Annotated in this window: 16 protein-coding genes; 2 read left to right on the plus strand and 14 right to left on the minus strand. The window is 51.3% G+C overall.

Annotated elements, in window-relative coordinates:
- Positions 1 to 89: 89 nt before the first annotated feature.
- From FE782_RS14375 to FE782_RS33400, 7 genes are all read right to left on the minus strand, one after another.
- The gene (locus tag FE782_RS14375; protein WP_138194906.1) at positions 90 to 1,673 is read right to left on the minus strand and encodes an extracellular solute-binding protein; all 1,584 of its coding nucleotides are present in this window, start codon (positions 1,671 to 1,673) and stop codon (positions 90 to 92) included.
- Positions 1,674 to 1,735: 62 nt separating this feature from the next.
- Positions 1,736 to 2,605, minus strand: coding sequence for a carbohydrate ABC transporter permease (locus FE782_RS14380; protein WP_138194907.1), 870 nt, complete (start codon positions 2,603 to 2,605; stop codon positions 1,736 to 1,738).
- Entirely contained in the window at positions 2,606 to 3,535 is a 930-nt protein-coding gene (locus FE782_RS14385) for an ABC transporter permease (protein WP_138194953.1), read from the minus strand.
- Positions 3,536 to 3,837: 302 nt separating this feature from the next.
- Complete coding sequence (locus FE782_RS32295; RefSeq protein WP_158299399.1) at positions 3,838 to 4,005, minus strand: hypothetical protein; 168 nt, start codon at positions 4,003 to 4,005, stop codon at positions 3,838 to 3,840.
- Positions 4,006 to 4,081: 76 nt separating this feature from the next.
- The gene (gene mraY, locus FE782_RS14390) at positions 4,082 to 5,035 is read right to left on the minus strand and encodes a phospho-N-acetylmuramoyl-pentapeptide-transferase (RefSeq protein ID WP_138194908.1); all 954 of its coding nucleotides are present in this window, start codon (positions 5,033 to 5,035) and stop codon (positions 4,082 to 4,084) included.
- Between the two features lie 38 nt (positions 5,036 to 5,073).
- Positions 5,074 to 5,580 carry a GNAT family N-acetyltransferase gene (locus FE782_RS14395; protein ID WP_138194909.1) on the minus strand — a complete coding sequence of 169 codons (507 nt, stop codon included), beginning with the start codon at positions 5,578 to 5,580 and terminating at the stop codon, positions 5,074 to 5,076.
- A 42-nt stretch (positions 5,581 to 5,622) separates the two neighbouring features.
- Positions 5,623 to 6,069, minus strand: coding sequence for a phosphotransferase family protein (locus tag FE782_RS33400; protein WP_439116434.1), 447 nt, complete (start codon positions 6,067 to 6,069; stop codon positions 5,623 to 5,625).
- Positions 6,070 to 6,958: 889 nt separating this feature from the next.
- On the opposite strand from FE782_RS33400, the gene hcp reads away from it, so the two are divergent.
- Positions 6,959 to 8,251 (plus strand): hydroxylamine reductase, encoded by a 1,293-nt coding sequence (hcp, locus tag FE782_RS14405; RefSeq protein ID WP_138194910.1) that lies wholly within the window; start codon positions 6,959 to 6,961, stop codon positions 8,249 to 8,251.
- 91 nt (positions 8,252 to 8,342) lie between these two features.
- Here hcp and FE782_RS14410 read toward each other — a convergent pair whose 3' ends face one another.
- Entirely contained in the window at positions 8,343 to 9,197 is an 855-nt protein-coding gene (locus FE782_RS14410; protein ID WP_138194911.1) for a copper amine oxidase N-terminal domain-containing protein, read from the minus strand.
- 89 nt (positions 9,198 to 9,286) lie between these two features.
- Complete coding sequence (locus FE782_RS14415; RefSeq protein ID WP_138194912.1) at positions 9,287 to 10,156, minus strand: LysR family transcriptional regulator; 870 nt, start codon at positions 10,154 to 10,156, stop codon at positions 9,287 to 9,289.
- Positions 10,157 to 10,281: 125 nt separating this feature from the next.
- Between FE782_RS14415 and dapA the strand changes: the two genes are divergently transcribed.
- Complete coding sequence (gene dapA, locus FE782_RS14420; protein WP_138194913.1) at positions 10,282 to 11,157, plus strand: 4-hydroxy-tetrahydrodipicolinate synthase; 876 nt, start codon at positions 10,282 to 10,284, stop codon at positions 11,155 to 11,157.
- A 9-nt stretch (positions 11,158 to 11,166) separates the two neighbouring features.
- Here dapA and FE782_RS14425 read toward each other — a convergent pair whose 3' ends face one another.
- The 5 genes from FE782_RS14425 to FE782_RS14445 form a co-directional block, all read right to left on the minus strand.
- Positions 11,167 to 13,422 carry an ATP-binding cassette domain-containing protein gene (locus tag FE782_RS14425; protein WP_138194914.1) on the minus strand — a complete coding sequence of 752 codons (2,256 nt, stop codon included), beginning with the start codon at positions 13,420 to 13,422 and terminating at the stop codon, positions 11,167 to 11,169.
- Between the two features lie 30 nt (positions 13,423 to 13,452).
- Complete coding sequence (locus FE782_RS14430; RefSeq protein ID WP_138194915.1) at positions 13,453 to 13,824, minus strand: iron chaperone; 372 nt, start codon at positions 13,822 to 13,824, stop codon at positions 13,453 to 13,455.
- Between the two features lie 221 nt (positions 13,825 to 14,045).
- A complete protein-coding gene (locus FE782_RS14435) occupies positions 14,046 to 14,231 on the minus strand; it encodes a hypothetical protein (protein WP_238392490.1) in 186 nt (61 codons plus the stop codon).
- 91 nt (positions 14,232 to 14,322) lie between these two features.
- Positions 14,323 to 14,706: a VOC family protein gene (locus FE782_RS14440; protein ID WP_138194917.1), complete on the minus strand. Its 384-nt coding sequence runs from the start codon at positions 14,704 to 14,706 to the stop codon at positions 14,323 to 14,325.
- 3 nt (positions 14,707 to 14,709) lie between these two features.
- Positions 14,710 to 14,988, minus strand: coding sequence for an ArsR/SmtB family transcription factor (locus FE782_RS14445; RefSeq protein WP_138194954.1), 279 nt, complete (start codon positions 14,986 to 14,988; stop codon positions 14,710 to 14,712).
- Positions 14,989 to 15,086: the final 98 nt, after the last annotated feature.

The raw sequence follows: 15,086 nt of genomic DNA on the forward strand, positions 1-15,086 counted from the left end.
CTCGCTGTCGATGATGAACCGCGTACATAAGGCGTTGCCCGGAACCCACGTTCCGGGCAACCGACTCCTGCTTCACGCCGGCGTTCGCGTTACTGCGTCGCCTGCGTCTTGGCGTACCATTGCTGCACGCGCTCCGTCACTTTGTCGCCGCCGGCTTGACGCCAACGCTCGACGAACTCGTCGAACTTCTCGATCGGCCATTCCCCGATGACGATCTTCGTCAAATATTCTTGGAACAGCTTGTGGGACTGAATGTCCGGGAAGCCTTCGTAGACGGTGCTCGGCAGGCCGTCGCCCGCGATTCTTCTCGCGTCCGCGGTGCTGACTTCGAAAATATCCCGCACCATCTGCTGCATATCCTCCGGTATCGTCTGATCGATCCGGACATCCATGTCCTCCTTCGTCGTCAAATTCCGCATGCCGAGCGCGATCGGCTTGTCTTCCGACGGCGGCAGAAGCATCTTCTTCCCGTCGACGATCTCGTGCTGTACGCCTTCGATCCCGAAGCGTACGAAATCTTCGAATTCCGGATTGTAGAAGAAGTCGAGCAGCTTTAGCGCATGAGGCGCTTTCGCTTCGGACGCCTTCGGGATGATCCACTCCGGTTCGCCCATGCTCTTCTGCGTGACGAAGCCTTCGAAGCCTTCGACCTTCGGCAGCGGCATGCCGGACACATAGGCTTCTGGCGCTCCCTGCCGCATCGCCGTCAGGCGGTCTCTCAGGTTGGCAGGCAGGTGGTACCAGCTTCCGACGAGATTGTTATTGATTTTCGCGGTCCATACGTCGCCTTTGTTCAGGAACGTCTCGTTATCCAGCAGCTTCTCCGCGTACAGATCGCGGGCGAACGCGATCGCGGCCTTCATGTTTTCGGTGACGCCTGCATATTGGATCTCCCCGTTGTAGATATCCCACTCCGGGTACCCTTCCCACATCGCTACGCCGTATATCGCGAACAAGTGATCCATCCAGCGTCCCAACTCGCGGCCCGTCGTCGGCAGCTCGTCCGCCTGACCGTTCCCGTTCGGATCGTTGTCGCGGAAGGCGCGCAGCATCTCTTTGTACTCCTCCACCGTCTTCGGCATTTCCAATCCTAGTTTGTCGAGCCAGTCTTGACGGATAAGAGGCGCCCGTTCGGGGACGAGGAACACCTTAGGCACGTAATAAATTTTGCCGTCCTCGGAAGCGGAACGAACGACGTCCCAAGCCTCCTGCGGGATGCTCTTCCATACGTTCGGCGCATACTCCGGCAGCAGGTCGTCGAGCGGCAGCGCGCCGCCTTGCTGAATCAGCGTCTGCTCGACGCCGCCGATCGGACGCAGGATGTCCGGCAAATCGTCCGAAGCGATCATCAGGTTGACGTATTCGTTCGGCTCCGAGCCCGGAGGCGTCGTAATGAGCTCGTATTCGACCCCCGTTTGCTCCGCGACGTACTGAACGTGCGGGTCGCCGCTGCCGGGAATCGTTCCGACGCCCATGTGGCTCTTGAACACTTTGATTTTCACAGGCGCTTCCGCGCCTTCGGCTTCCGTTCCCGTTCCCGTCTGCGCAGGGGCTTCCGTTTGCGTTTCGCCGCCGGACGTCCCGCCCGCGCCGCAGCCGGCGATCGCGGTGAACGCGAACGTTACGATCAGTGCGACCGCCGCGTACGGCCTTTTCAACCCATTCGATATCATTGCGAACCCTCCTAAGATATGTTCAGTAGTCTATACCAAACCGAGCGACTCGGCTTAATACCTCACTCCTTCAAAGACCCCAGCATGGCGCCCTTCACGAAATACTTTTGCAGGTAAGGATAGACCAAGATGATCGGAATCGTTGCGAAAATGATCGTTGCCGCCTTCAGCGTCGTCGTATTGAAATCGTAATCTCCCAAAAACAGATTGACGGCAGCCAGCTCCTCCGGCGTCGTTAAGTACGAGCGCAGCTTCATCTGCAGCGGCCACATCGACGGATCGCGAAGGAAGAGCACCGCCCGTTGGAACGTGTTCCAATACCCTACCGCGTAAAACAGACCGACGGTCGCGAGCACCGGCTTCGACAACGGCAAATAAATTTGAAACAAAATCCGGAAGTCGGAGCAGCCGTCGATTCGCGCCGAATCGTCCAGCTCGCCCGGAATGCCCATAAAAAACGTCCGGATGATGATCATATTGAAGGTCCCGATCACGCCCGGAATAATGAGAGCCCATAGCGAATTCATCAGTCCCAGCTCCCGCACCGTCAGGAAAAACGGGATCATCGGCGCGTTGAAGATCATCGTAATGACGATGCCGAGCATGACCGGCTTGCGAAGCAGAAATTCTCTTCTCGACAGCGGGAACGCGGTCAGCAAAGAGAAGAACATGCTGATCAGCGTACCGACCACCGTAATATACACCGTAATGCCGAACGATCTCCATAGCTCCTCGGTCTGAAGAATGTGCGCCCAAGAGCCCGTCGTAAACTCCACGGGAAGCAGGAACACCTTCTTCGAATCGGCCGCGATCGGCGAGCTGAACGACATGGCGAGCAGATGCAGGAGCGGCATAATCATCGTCGCCGCGGCCGCGGTTAAGAACGCATAGTTCAATGCGTTGAACGACTTTTCACCGAACGATAGTCTCATTTACCACAACCCCTGTTCCGATTTTCGGGCGAGACGGTTAAAAATCCAAAGCAGTATGAATCCAATCACGGATTGGAACAGCCCGATCGCCGTCGTTACGCTGTACTGCCCTTGAAGCACGCCCGCCCGATACACGTAGGTCTCAATAATGTCGCCTACCGAATACGTCATCGGCGTCAGCAGGTTGAAGATCTGATCGAAGCCGAGCTCCAAGAAGTTGCCGATGTTCAGCAGGAAGAGCACCAAGATCGTCGGCGCCATGGAAGGAAGCGTGATGTAGATCGTCTGCTTCCACCGGTTCGCGCCGTCCATGACCGCCGCTTCGTACAAATTCGGATTGATGCCGGTAATCGCGGCGAGATAGACGATCGTTCCCCAGCCGGCTTCCTTCCATATGCCCGACAGCACGACGATGGATCGGAAATAGCGCTCCCCTTGCATGTACAAGATCGGTTCGAAGCCGAACCATCCGCGGATTTGGTTCATGACGCCTTGCGTAGCCAGCAGCTCGAAGACGATGCCGCCGACGACGACCCAAGACAAGAAGTGCGGCAAGTAAAACAAGCTTTGCAGCGTTCGCTTGGCGAGCATCCACCTGACTTCGTTGAAGAGCAGCGCAAGGATGATCGGCGCAGGGAACCCGAAGATTAATTGGTAGAAAGCGATGACCGCGGTGTTTCGCAGCACCTGATAAAAATCTTGGTACGTAAACAAAAAGACGAAATTTTCGAACCATACCCATGGACTTCCTAAGATGCCGTTAAAAATTTGGTAGTCCTGGAACGCGATGACGCTCCCCGCAAGCGGCACATATTTGAATATCACGTAGTACGCGATCCCGGGAAGGATCATCAAGTACAGCATCCAATGCTTCTTCATATTGTTCAGGTACCGATTCTCCGACCGCTTCCGCCGCGCATCGGTCTGCATCGGAATGCCGCGATCCGCGCTTGCCGGCGTCGTTGCCATCTTTTCCCGGCCTCCCTCCTGATGTTCTCATGGACATCGTAACGGCGGCGGCCGGTATGTACAATCGTTACATCTTCCACCGAATGCGCAAATCCGTGAAACCGCGTCGTTCCGCGCAGGTACGGGTTTTTTTCGGCCCATGCTGGAGAGACGGTTTGCTCCGTGGAAGATCGGTTCATCCGGATAAGGCAAAGAAAAAAGACGCCTGTGCAGCAAGGCGTCCCAGTTCATTGATATGATATTCGGTAGTTTGATTGTCTGGATTATCGTGAGGAAGGGGGAGAGCGCTCGCCTTCTTGACGGGTCGCCTTATCCATAATTTCTTTGACCTCCCCGGCATCGCCTTGACTGTTGATCCATTCTACTAAAGCAGTAAGATTATCGGCTTGATTCTCGGCTTGATTCCCAGGTGCAGGATCGCTTTTTCTCATATGCTCATCCCTTTCCAGTCGAATATGCGTTTAGTTTCATACAAAAACCCTTCAATTATGTGCTGGAAGCCAATATTTAATGTAATACATATTTATATAGACCCCAGCAAATGAAAGTAGAAATCCAAGAAACAAAGCCGAACACAATGACAATCTTATTCTCGCTCCACCCGTACTTTAGTCTAAAGTGGAAATGAATGGGGGTCATTCGGAATAAACGCAATTTTGTACGTTTGTAATACCAAACCTGCAGAATGACGGAAAGTTGTTCCGCTAAATACACGGAAAACAGTAACGGGATCAAAATCTCAACTTTCTCGATAACCGCTAAAATGGAGAGGGATCCTCCGATCGCGAGCGACCCGGTGTCCCCCATAAACGCTCTTGCAGGGTAAATATTATATAGGAATAAACCGAGCAGACAGCCTATCATTACGAGCGAAAACGTTTGTACTTCCGGTTTGTCCGAGATCAGAAAAAAGAAAAAATAAGTCGGGATCGCAACATTGATTAGTAACCCATCTAGTCCATCGGTAAAATTTATTGCATTCGCCGAACCAACTACAAATAGGAGCATGATTACTATGTACACATAAACAGGCAAGTGCAATTGAAATCCGTTGAACAAAGCAATGTCGCTTGTCAGCGAAAACGAACGGAACAAAGTAAATAGCAGCAAACCGGTAAATGCAAACTGCAACACAAGTTTCGTCCGCCCGGAAATTCCGGATGGATCTTGCCACGCCGCCTTTTTGAAATCATCCATAAAGCCGATTGAGCTGAATAAGAGAAACGTAATACTCAGGAAGATCATCAGCGGGGCGGGTTGAGACTGTATCGATGTGATCAGTCCGATAAGCAAAATGAGGCCGGCCATCAATGGAGTTCCCCGTTTGGCCTGGTGGTCGGAAGGCAATTCCGATCGAATCGGTTGCGTAAGCTTTAAGACGCGTAGTCCTTTAATAAGTAGTGGCGTAAAGAAGACTACAAGCAAGAACGAAAGTCCAGACACCCCTAAAATTCCAAACATGTGGAATCCCACCGCTTTCCAAATAGTCTTACATTAACTTAAAATTCATCATCACAGGCAGCGTAATCCCCCAGCCTCTTCTTTAACAGCTGTTCATCGTCTTTAACATAATTGCAGTGTTCATACGTTCTAATTGCAGCATTATTAGTTTTACCTGTCAGTACCTTCATACTTTTCACACCACGTTCTCTAAGGTTTTCTTCCAGACAAGAAATAATTGCAGTTGCAATTCCTTTTCTTCGAGCGGCTTCCTCTACATAAAGTTCGGTAATTTCTCCGAGCGGCTCTTCATAACAAAATGAATAAAAACTTTGAGCACAGCCAAATCCAACGATTTTACCAGTTATCTCAGCTACAACAACCAACTCGTTAGGATTACATTTCAGGCATTCGATTATTTTCTCCGGAAGTCTTTTTACGCCGCCGTTAAACTCCTGATTTAGTCTAGAAAGCTCTTCGGCATCGGCTAAGGATGCTAGTCTTACGATTGCATCGGAATTAATGATACTCACCTCTACAACGGTATATTGATACGATCCTACCATATTAATACTTATTCCCAGGATCCACGAAAATAGTACAGACGGTCATTGTTCATCCCTCATCTCATAGATTTTTTGCAGGGTATGAATGTGGAGCGTTCTTTCATCTTCCGTTTCTTGGAGTTTGTTTCCCGATCCTACGTTCATATACCACTCTACAAGCCTGTACCCGAACATAAGTAGAATCATCTCATATACGCAGTTATCCGTTATGCGTGAAATATCCGCATATTCCGAGAAGCCCTTGTAATACGCCGGGATACATCTACGGTAGTATTCGACCATGTGTTCGATATCGGCTTCGTCCGCGATAAGACTTGCCATATCTTCGCCTAAATAGCCCCACCCAGCGGTATCCCAGTCGATGAGTATGGTTTTACCGTCTGAATCGAATAGGTTTGCCACCCAAAAATCCCTGTGGCACAGCACGATGGGCAGCTTTTCAATACGTTTGAAAATTTTGTCTGCGTTTTCGTCAATGTCGATGAGCATTTTACAGATGTGTTTCGGGATTTCGCAATCGTCGGAGCGTATATAATCGTACACTCTATTCCATACCGATAATGAAGATAGAAGTTCTTCATATACTCCGCTTTGCTTAGATTCGTCAGGTGCTGTAAAAAAGCCGGCTGTTCGGCATATAACTTGCCTTGGAACCGTCCTAATTCCTCGGCTGCTCGTTCATACATATCGCCGGTCAAGTCTAAACCCGATATGCCGTCGATATATTCCATCCATATCTGCGTTTCGTTTTCTTCTTCGTTCATTTCGACGTGATAACATTCAGGCCAACGGAATGATTCAGAAAACAGAGCGCCGAAATTGGATTTGTATAAATCATATTCCCTACGCCATGAATCGGGATCGCTGTAGCGTTCCCATTTCCTTTGCGTTTTTGAAACGATGTTATAGGGTAATTTCCCGCCGTCGGTGGTTTTGGCATTGCCCGTTACAAGCTGTACATCGCCTAACGTACCGCCATGTAATGGTTTGGTTTGGAAATCGACGCAGATTATTTTTGTACCGAGCATTTTGCTTAAAACCCGCGTCAGGGTTTCGGCTTTTATTTCTGTCATTATGAAGTCCTCCAACCGTTTTTTAACAAGGCGAAACATTTTTTTAACTTATCTCATCATACTGTTTGGAAAATTATATCATTTTTATGACCAAGTGCTCTCAGGTAAAGAATGACCATAATTAAAGATTCCCGCCCATGAGTTGAACGGAACATCCCGCATTAGCGGCAACCTCGCATTTTTGTCATTACCGTGACAACGAGCCGATCTTGCGACAAGTGTGATTTCCATCACTAACCGACCGCATCGTTTCTGATACCCTCTGGTCATGAGCAAAGAAATTATGAACGGAGGAGACGTATCTGATGTTTTGTTATCAATGCGAGCAAACGCCGACAGGCGGATGTAAGGTCGTTGGGGTGTGCGGGAAAGACGAAACGATCGCGAGCCTTCAAGATACGATGATCTTCGCTTTGAAAGGAATCGCCGCCTACGCGACACATGCAAGACAGCTGGGATATAGCGATCCGGAAGTGGATAAGATCACCCATGAAGCGTTATACATGACATTGACGAATTCCAACTTTAATCTCCAAGAGCATATTGACATGGCGATGAAGGTCGGTTCCGCCGCGGTCCGTATTATGGATGTGCTCGATCGCGCGCACACGACCCATTTCGGGGTACCGCAGCCGATCACCGTATCCCAAAATAAAATCGAAGGAAAATCCATCGTGGTCACCGGGCATAACTTATATGCGTTGGAGGAGCTGTTAAAGCAGACCGAAGGAACAGGCATTAATATCTACACTCACTCGGAGATGCTTCCAGCCCATGGATATCCTCAATTAAAGAAATACGAACACCTGAAGGGGAATATCGGTAAAGCCTGGTATGACCAACGCCGATTGTTCGAGCAGTTCCCCGGCGCGATCCTGGCGACCACCAACTGCGTCATGCCGATTAAAGGCACCTACGCAGACCGTTTCTTCTCTTATGAAGTCGCCGGGCTGGAGGGAGTCGCGAAAATTGTAAACGACGACTTCGCTCCATTAATCGAAAGAGCTTTGGCGCTGCCGTCCGTCGACATCGAATCGGAGCAGGTATTGACCACGGGATATCATCACGAAACGGTCATCGGGCTTGCGCCGGAAATTATCCAAGCCGTCAAAGACGGAAAAATTAAACGTTTCTTCGTCATCGCCGGCTGCGACGCTCCGGGGAAAGGCGGAGAATACTACCGGGAGCTCGCAACCTCGCTTCCGAACGATACCGTAATTCTAACGACCTCCTGCGGGAAGTTCCGTTTTAACGACGTGGATTACGGGACCGTCGGGGATACCGGAATCCCGCGTTACATCGACTTGGGTCAATGCAATAACTCCGGTTCGACCGTTAAAATCGCGTTGGCCTTGGCGGACGCTTTCGGTTGCGGCGTGAATGAATTGCCGGTCAGCATCGTTCTCTCCTGGTTCGAACAAAAGGCCGTAGCGATTTTGCTCGGATTGTTTAGCTTAGGCATTACAGATATCCGGATCGGGCCGAAAGCCCCGGAATTTATTAACGAGGGCGTGATGAACGTTCTGGTAGAAACCTTCGGTTTGAAGCTGATCGGCAACGCGCAAGAGGATATGGCCGAGATGCTGGCGCTGCATTAAATTAATCAACGAAAATGAAAAAACTGTCTCTCGCTCGGCTCCGGCCTGAATAAGCGAGAAACAGTTTTTTCTTTAGGTCGCTCTTGCAGCTTTACACCACTGTATCCTTTATCACCGTCAGGAAACCGTTCCTCGATGCGTCGCCGATGAACCGCCCGATGGATTGTCTTGCTTGATCGTCAAACAAATACCATTCATCCGCAGTCGCATCATGAATCAAGAGCTCCGGGTACCCTGTCAAGAGTTCGGACGGGAAGGAACGAATTAATGAATATACATCGTAACGAACGATGCTGTTCCCTTCATGGTCCAGAAAATCATATTGTGCATTTTTGTAATACGATCCAAGCGTGTCTATCGTAAACATCCACGAATAATGTTCGGGAGCTTCGACCTTTTCCCCTTTGTTTTCTTTGAAAATACGATATACGGCTTCGATATATGCATTCCCGTTAATTTGCTGAACCACGCCGCCCATCGTCATATGGTATTCTTCTTGCAATGCCTTTATTGGAACGCCGTCGATAGCCAATGGTACCGTCTCGACGGTTACTGCGGAGCCGCTGTAATCGACATTGCATCCGAACGTCTCCGCGATAAAACGAATCGGAACGAAAACCCGGTTATTTTTCAAGTATGGCTTCACATCGAGCGCTATCTTTTCACCGTTTTTCTCCGCTTCGGAACTGTTCAGTTTTAACATGACTTTCATATCGTTTTTAACGAGAATGACTTCGGAATCGGACCACTCGACGGTGGCTCCCAAACTTTCGCTGATCGCCCGGAGAGGTACCATTGTCCGTTTGTTCTTGATTTCCGGCTTTGCATCGGATGAAATCGCAACGCCGTCGACTTTGATTTGAATATTTGCCGCATAAGTAATTGAGGATGACGACGAGACAAATAGAATGATCCCAAATAACAAACCGAAGAATGCCTTTTTCATGAATGCGCTCCTTTTACGGAAAATGTCGGCGCACCGCAATCGCGCCCCATATGTAGACGCAACTGGAAATGATTTGGTTGCGCAGCTCCCTAGGCTCTGACCCTCTCTATAAACGCCCGCAGCGGCTGCGAGATCCACTTCTTGGGCCGCAGGCCGAGAAGCAAATCTAAGCGAATTTCGGGATGACGAATAGGTAGCTCGACAAGCTTGCCGCTCCGAATCTCATCCTCCGCCGCCATTCGCGGCAGCAACGAGACGCCGGAACCGGCCGCCAAGCACCGCTTGATCGCTTCCGGATTGCCGAGCTCCAATGCGATTCGGTAGGAGATGCCCTCAGACCGAAGCACGCGTTCAAGCATCGAGCGATAATTACAGCTTTCCTCCGCCATGATCCATTCGGTATCTTGCAATTGTTCTAACGTAAGTGCTTCTCGCGCCTTCCGAGCGTCGGAGGGATTCATAAGAAAGACGAGCGGCTCCTCCCTGATTGTTATCCATTGCAAATCGAGTTCAGGAGGACCCTCCTCCAGTAGAAGACAGACGTCCAGTTCCCCTTCCTTCACTCGGTTGATCATTGCCTGTTCGCGGCCGGTCACGATCCGGATAGAAAGCTCAGGATCATCTGCCTTCAGCGGCTGGATGACGTCCGGCAGAACGTATGAGGCGATCGAATCGATCGTCCCGATCGTCAGCGTCCCGCCGCTCTGCCGCGCCAGAGACTCCCTCGACTGCTGGTGGAGTTCAAGCATAAGCATCGCGCTCTTTAACAATTCGTCGCCGGCGCTCGTCAATCGCACCCCCCTGCCCGATCGTTCGAACAGCTTCGCCTCGTAGTATTGCTCCAGCTTCTGCATCTGCATCGTTACGCTCGATTGTGCGTAACCGAGCTCCGCCGCGGCGCGGGTAAAGCTCCTATGGAGTGCCACGACGCGGAACGTATTGAGATAGGTCAGGTCCATGCTTCACACCAACCATCATAATTATTGATATTACTCATCATCTATTATAGATAACTGTGATGCGATGCACGATGGTAAACTGAATGTAATTCGAAACTATTCCAGCTATCGAAAGGCGGAGAACGATGCTTCAATCGAACGATCTCAAAGGTATTTTCGTCCCGGTGGTTACCCCGTTCACCCAGGACGGCGAGCTGGACCTGCCTTCTTTCGAGCGCTATCTCGGTCAATTGTTACGTCATCCGATACAAGGGATTGTGATCAACGGAACGACCGGCGAAGCGCCGACGGTAGAATGGGCGGAGGTCGAAGCGTTGTTCGAGGTTGCGCGGACGGTCATTCGGAGGCTTGGAGTACGTACGCCCATCATCGTCGGGACCGGCACCAACGACACAAGAACAACCGTAAGAAGGACGGCGGCGGCCGGCGAGTGGGGCGCCGATGCGGTTCTGGTCGTTACCCCATATTACAGCCGCCCGTCCGAAGAGGGAACGTTCCGACACTTTCAGGCCGTTGTCGAGACCGGAACGCCCCTTGTGGCATATGAGGTGCCGGAGAGGACGGGGATTCGGTTGTCGGCCGAGACGATGGAGCGGATCCTTACACTGGATGGGGTCATTGGCCTCAAAGACGCTACAGGAGGCATCGACTTGCTGCATGCATTGGCAGGTCGAACGGAGAAGCCGATGATGGCCGGCTCCGACGATACCTTCGCACGGATGCTCCGCCGCGGCGCAAGCGGAGGCATATTAGCGTCGGCACAATTCCGAACGGAAGCCTTTCTGGAAGTCAATCGGCTGGCGGCGAACGGGTTGTTCGACGAGGCGGAGGCAGCCTTCAGCAAGCTGCTCCCGCTTACCCGTCTGCTCTTCCGGGAGACGAATCCCTCCCCGATCAAGTGGATGCTCGCGCAATCCGGCATTCTCGCCTCCGACGAGGTACGCCTACCGCTTACCCCGATTACCCGGTCATTGCAAGAGGAACTGTCGGCGTTCCTGTGATTTGACGGATTACGCCAAGTATCGTCCCGTGATCGACTGCTCCGCATGGATGATCTGCGAAGGCGTGCCCTCGAATACTACCCGGCCGCCCTTGCTGCCTCCGTCCGGCCCCATATCGATAATCCAATCCGCTTGGCTGATTACCTCGAGATTGTGCTCGATGACGATTACCGTATTGCCGGCATCCACAAGACGGTCGATGATCCCCATGAGGTGACCGATATCCGACATATGGAGGCCGGTCGTCGGCTCGTCCATCACGTAGACGCTGCCCTTCTTATGCAATTCGCTTGCCAGCTTGATGCGTTGGCATTCCCCGCCCGAGAGCGTGCTGAGCGGCTGCCCGAGCGTAATATAGTTCAATCCCACATCGCTCATCGACTGGAGCTTGCGCACAACCTCTTTCAGCTGAAAGAAATCCAGTGCCTGCTCCACCGTCATCTCCAACACTTCTGCAATGGATTTGCCGTTAAGCTTGTACTCGAGCACCTCTTCTTTAAACCGTCTGCCTCCGCATACCTCGCAAGGCAGCTTCACGCTGTCGAGATAGGCAAGGTCCGCATACACGACACCCAGCCCTTGGCAGTTCTCGCATGCCCCCTTGGAGTTGAAGCTGAACAAGCCTTGGTTGACCTTGTTCGCGGAAGCGAACGCCTTGCGCACATCGTCCATAATGCCCGTGTAGGTCGCGGGATTCGAGCGTGTCGACACGCCGACCGCCGACTGGTCGATGACGATCGCATCCGGATGCTGGCCGAGGAATACGTCATTAATCAGCGTACTCTTGCCCGAGCCGGCGACGCCCGTAACGACGGTCAGCACTCCGGCGGGGATGTCTACGCTCACGTTTCGCAAGTTGTGCAGCGTGGCACCCCGGATGGACAGCTTGCCGGACGGCTCCCTGCAATCGCGCTTCAACTGGAGCGGCCGATTCATATGGGTGCCTGTTAACGTACCAGCCTCCAGCAAGCCTTGGAAACTTCCTTCGTACACGATAGTACCGCCGCGGCTGCCGGCTTGAGGCCCGACGTCGACGATATGATCCGCCACCTTAATCACATCGGGGTCATGCTCGACGACGATCACGGTATTGCCCTTATCGCGCAGCTTCTGAAGCAACCCGTTTAACCGATGCACGTCGCGGGGGTGCAAGCCGACGCTGGGCTCATCGAAAATGTAAGTGACATCCACCAGACTTCCGCTCAAGTGCTTCACCATCTTGACGCGCTGCGACTCGCCGCCGGACAATGTATCCGTCTCGCGGTCCAACGTCAAATAGTCCAGTCCGATATCCACCAGATGCTGCAACCGCTCCGTCAGCGACTTGACGACTGGAGCGGCGGCAGGATCGTCAATCTCCCGAATGACGCGGATAAGCTGTCCGACCTCCATGGAGGACATATCGGCGATGCTCAGTCCATTGATCTTGCAGCTGAGCGCAGCTTGACTGAGTCTCGCGCCGCGGCAGCCGGTGCAGGGGCCTTCGGAGATGTATGGCGCAACAGCTCGCTGCGTGCGCTCGGACATCGTCTTTATATCCCGTTTGATGTATTTATTGGTGAATTTCTCGATCACGCCTTCTACGGTGATATTCATTTCTTTCCCGCCGAACAGCACCTTCACTTTCTTCGCCTTGCCGTAGAGCAGCTGCTCAAGCTCCTCCTCGGAGTAATCCTGAAGCTTCTTGTCGAGATCGAAGGAACCGGACTCCACGATCATGTTCCATTCCCAGCCGTTCTTCGCATAATCCGGCAATAGGAGCGCACCTTCGTTCAACGACTTCGACATGTCGATTGCCTTGCTCATGTCGACGCGCAGACTGCGGCCGATGCCGTTGCAATCGGGACACATGCCTTGCGGATCGTTAAACGAGAACATATTCGCTTGTCCGACGTACGGCTGGCCGAATCTGGAATAGAGGAGACGGAGAATGGGAGAAATGTCGGTAATCGTGCCCATCGTGGAATGGGAACCTCCGCCCAGCCGCTTCTGATCCACAACGACGGCCATGCTAAGATTTTCGATTCTATCCGCATCCGGCTGCGGGAACCGCGGCAGAAAGTTCCGGACGAACGTGCTGAAGTTTTCGTTCAGCAGACGCTGAGATTCGGTAGCGATCGTATCGAACACGATCGACGACTTGCCGGATCCGGATACCCCAGTGAAGATCGTGATCTTCCGCTTGGGAATGCGCAAGGATACGTTCTTCAGATTGTTTTCCCTCGCGCCCGAGATGACGATATACTCTTGATTCGATTCGCTCATGCCTAATTTCCCTCCGATAACGCTTGATTTCTATTTCCGCCAAAAGGTAGAACAGTCGGCCTTGTCCAATATATTAAACTCGATCATGTTCTCAAGTAATGAGAAATCGACCGGACGGTCCCACGGGATCCGTACCAGCTCCTTGCTGTGATCGTAGCCGGCCTGCACAATGTCATCCGTGAAACGGACAATCCCCGCCCTTTCAGGGGCAACGGCCAAATGTTGTTTGGCTACGCTAAAGCCAATAATAAATGTGCCGTGATCGGTATACATCGGCTGATTCCACGCAACTTTAGGCAATAAATTCGGAAATCTCTTCCTCACCCAACCCAAAACCTCTTCCGTTCGCGCCCGATGCTGCGGGTTAGGCATACGCTCTAAAAATTCTCCAAAAACTTCCAATCCGTCTCCTCCTAGAATAAAATTATTTCATTCATAGAAGCTCCTTAAACCCTTTCGTTGATTATACTAGATTTCGTTCACGATTTGTTCAGGGGGGGGGGCATGCAACGAGAGTGGAAAGTCGGGGAACTTGCGAAATTATGTAACGAGGATCCGTAAAACCTGGCAAAACGCCAGGTTTTACGGCCCAAGCACGCGTCCGTCTTACATGTTACGCTTCATCAACTAGGATCCTCATCCAAATGAACGGCAGAATCAAACACATTGGCTTGCGGAACGTTCGTTAGATCGAATTTTCGTTTGACCTGATCGCCGATATTCTCATACCACGCGTCAAAAGAATCATCGAGTTGCTTCTCCCGATTCCGGTCCTCGTTCACATTCGAATCCACTTCGAAATCAGCCATCTGCATTTTCAACCCCCTCGCGTGGAATTGAAATAAAATTCCCTGAAAATCCATTTTTATGCATGGAAAATGCAGTTGTTACCCTCATCGGTTACTTCTGTATCATCTGAATAAGGTTACCGCATGTATCGTCGAAGACGGCTATTGCGAGTTCGCCCATTTTGGTCGGCTTCATAGTAAACTTTACGCCGTTATCCAATAATCGTTCGTACTCTTTATGAATATCTGCAACGCCGAACATGGTTGCCGGGATGCCTTCGGCAAATATCTTCTTTTGATACTCTTTGGCGGCAGGATGGTTATTCGGTTCGAGCAAAAGCTCGGTTCCGTCTTGCTCATCGGGAGAAACAAGCGTTATCCACCTGAATTCTCCGACGGGAACGTCATGTTTTTTTACAAAGCCCAGCGTTTCTGTATAAAACTCCAATGCCTTGTCTTGATCTTGAACGAATATACTCGTAACAATGATTTTCATCGGTTACTCAATCCATCCTTTCAGCAAATTTTTAAGCGGTTCGTTGTTGAATATAATCACTCGATATTTCCCTTTCTTTTCCGATTTTACGAGTCCTGCATCTTCCAATGCGGAAAGATGTTTAGCTATCGCTTGCCGCGAAATGGAAAGGTCGTGCTTCATAATGAGACGTACCGAAAGTTCATACAACGTCATCTCATTGCGTTCGGATAGTTCGTCTAACATGAGCCGCCGAGTCGAGTCGCCAAGTGCTTTGAATATAGCGTCATTGTCCCAATTCATACATCGAGTATAAGCAACCGCACGGTTGCTTGTCAAGAATAAGCAACCATATAGTTGCGTGGTTGCATCATGCAACCTTATTTGAGAATACAAAAGGC

Source organism: Paenibacillus antri (genome assembly GCF_005765165.1).
Lineage (GTDB): Bacteria > Bacillota > Bacilli > Paenibacillales > YIM-B00363 > Paenibacillus_AE > Paenibacillus_AE antri.

What these genes read in the sequence shown, in the direction of transcription:
- FE782_RS14375 (WP_138194906.1), bottom strand. Translation starts at nt 1,673, where the DNA reads ATGATATCGAATGGGTTGAAAAGGCCGTACGCGGCGGTCGCACTGATC.
- FE782_RS14380 (WP_138194907.1), bottom strand. Translation starts at nt 2,605, where the DNA reads ATGAGACTATCGTTCGGTGAAAAGTCGTTCAACGCATTGAACTATGCG.
- FE782_RS14385 (WP_138194953.1), bottom strand. Translation starts at nt 3,535, where the DNA reads ATGCAGACCGATGCGCGGCGGAAGCGGTCGGAGAATCGGTACCTGAAC.
- FE782_RS32295 (WP_158299399.1), bottom strand. Translation starts at nt 4,005, where the DNA reads ATGAGAAAAAGCGATCCTGCACCTGGGAATCAAGCCGAGAATCAAGCC.
- mraY (WP_138194908.1), bottom strand. Translation starts at nt 5,035, where the DNA reads ATGTTTGGAATTTTAGGGGTGTCTGGACTTTCGTTCTTGCTTGTAGTC.
- FE782_RS14395 (WP_138194909.1), bottom strand. Translation starts at nt 5,580, where the DNA reads ATGGTAGGATCGTATCAATATACCGTTGTAGAGGTGAGTATCATTAAT.
- FE782_RS33400 (WP_439116434.1), bottom strand. Translation starts at nt 6,069, where the DNA reads ATGCTCATCGACATTGACGAAAACGCAGACAAAATTTTCAAACGTATT.
- hcp (WP_138194910.1), top strand. Translation starts at nt 6,959, where the DNA reads ATGTTTTGTTATCAATGCGAGCAAACGCCGACAGGCGGATGTAAGGTC.
- FE782_RS14410 (WP_138194911.1), bottom strand. Translation starts at nt 9,197, where the DNA reads ATGAAAAAGGCATTCTTCGGTTTGTTATTTGGGATCATTCTATTTGTC.
- FE782_RS14415 (WP_138194912.1), bottom strand. Translation starts at nt 10,156, where the DNA reads ATGGACCTGACCTATCTCAATACGTTCCGCGTCGTGGCACTCCATAGG.
- dapA (WP_138194913.1), top strand. Translation starts at nt 10,282, where the DNA reads ATGCTTCAATCGAACGATCTCAAAGGTATTTTCGTCCCGGTGGTTACC.
- FE782_RS14425 (WP_138194914.1), bottom strand. Translation starts at nt 13,422, where the DNA reads ATGAGCGAATCGAATCAAGAGTATATCGTCATCTCGGGCGCGAGGGAA.
- FE782_RS14435 (WP_238392490.1), bottom strand. Translation starts at nt 14,231, where the DNA reads ATGGCTGATTTCGAAGTGGATTCGAATGTGAACGAGGACCGGAATCGG.
- FE782_RS14440 (WP_138194917.1), bottom strand. Translation starts at nt 14,706, where the DNA reads ATGAAAATCATTGTTACGAGTATATTCGTTCAAGATCAAGACAAGGCA.
- FE782_RS14445 (WP_138194954.1), bottom strand. Translation starts at nt 14,988, where the DNA reads ATGAATTGGGACAATGACGCTATATTCAAAGCACTTGGCGACTCGACT.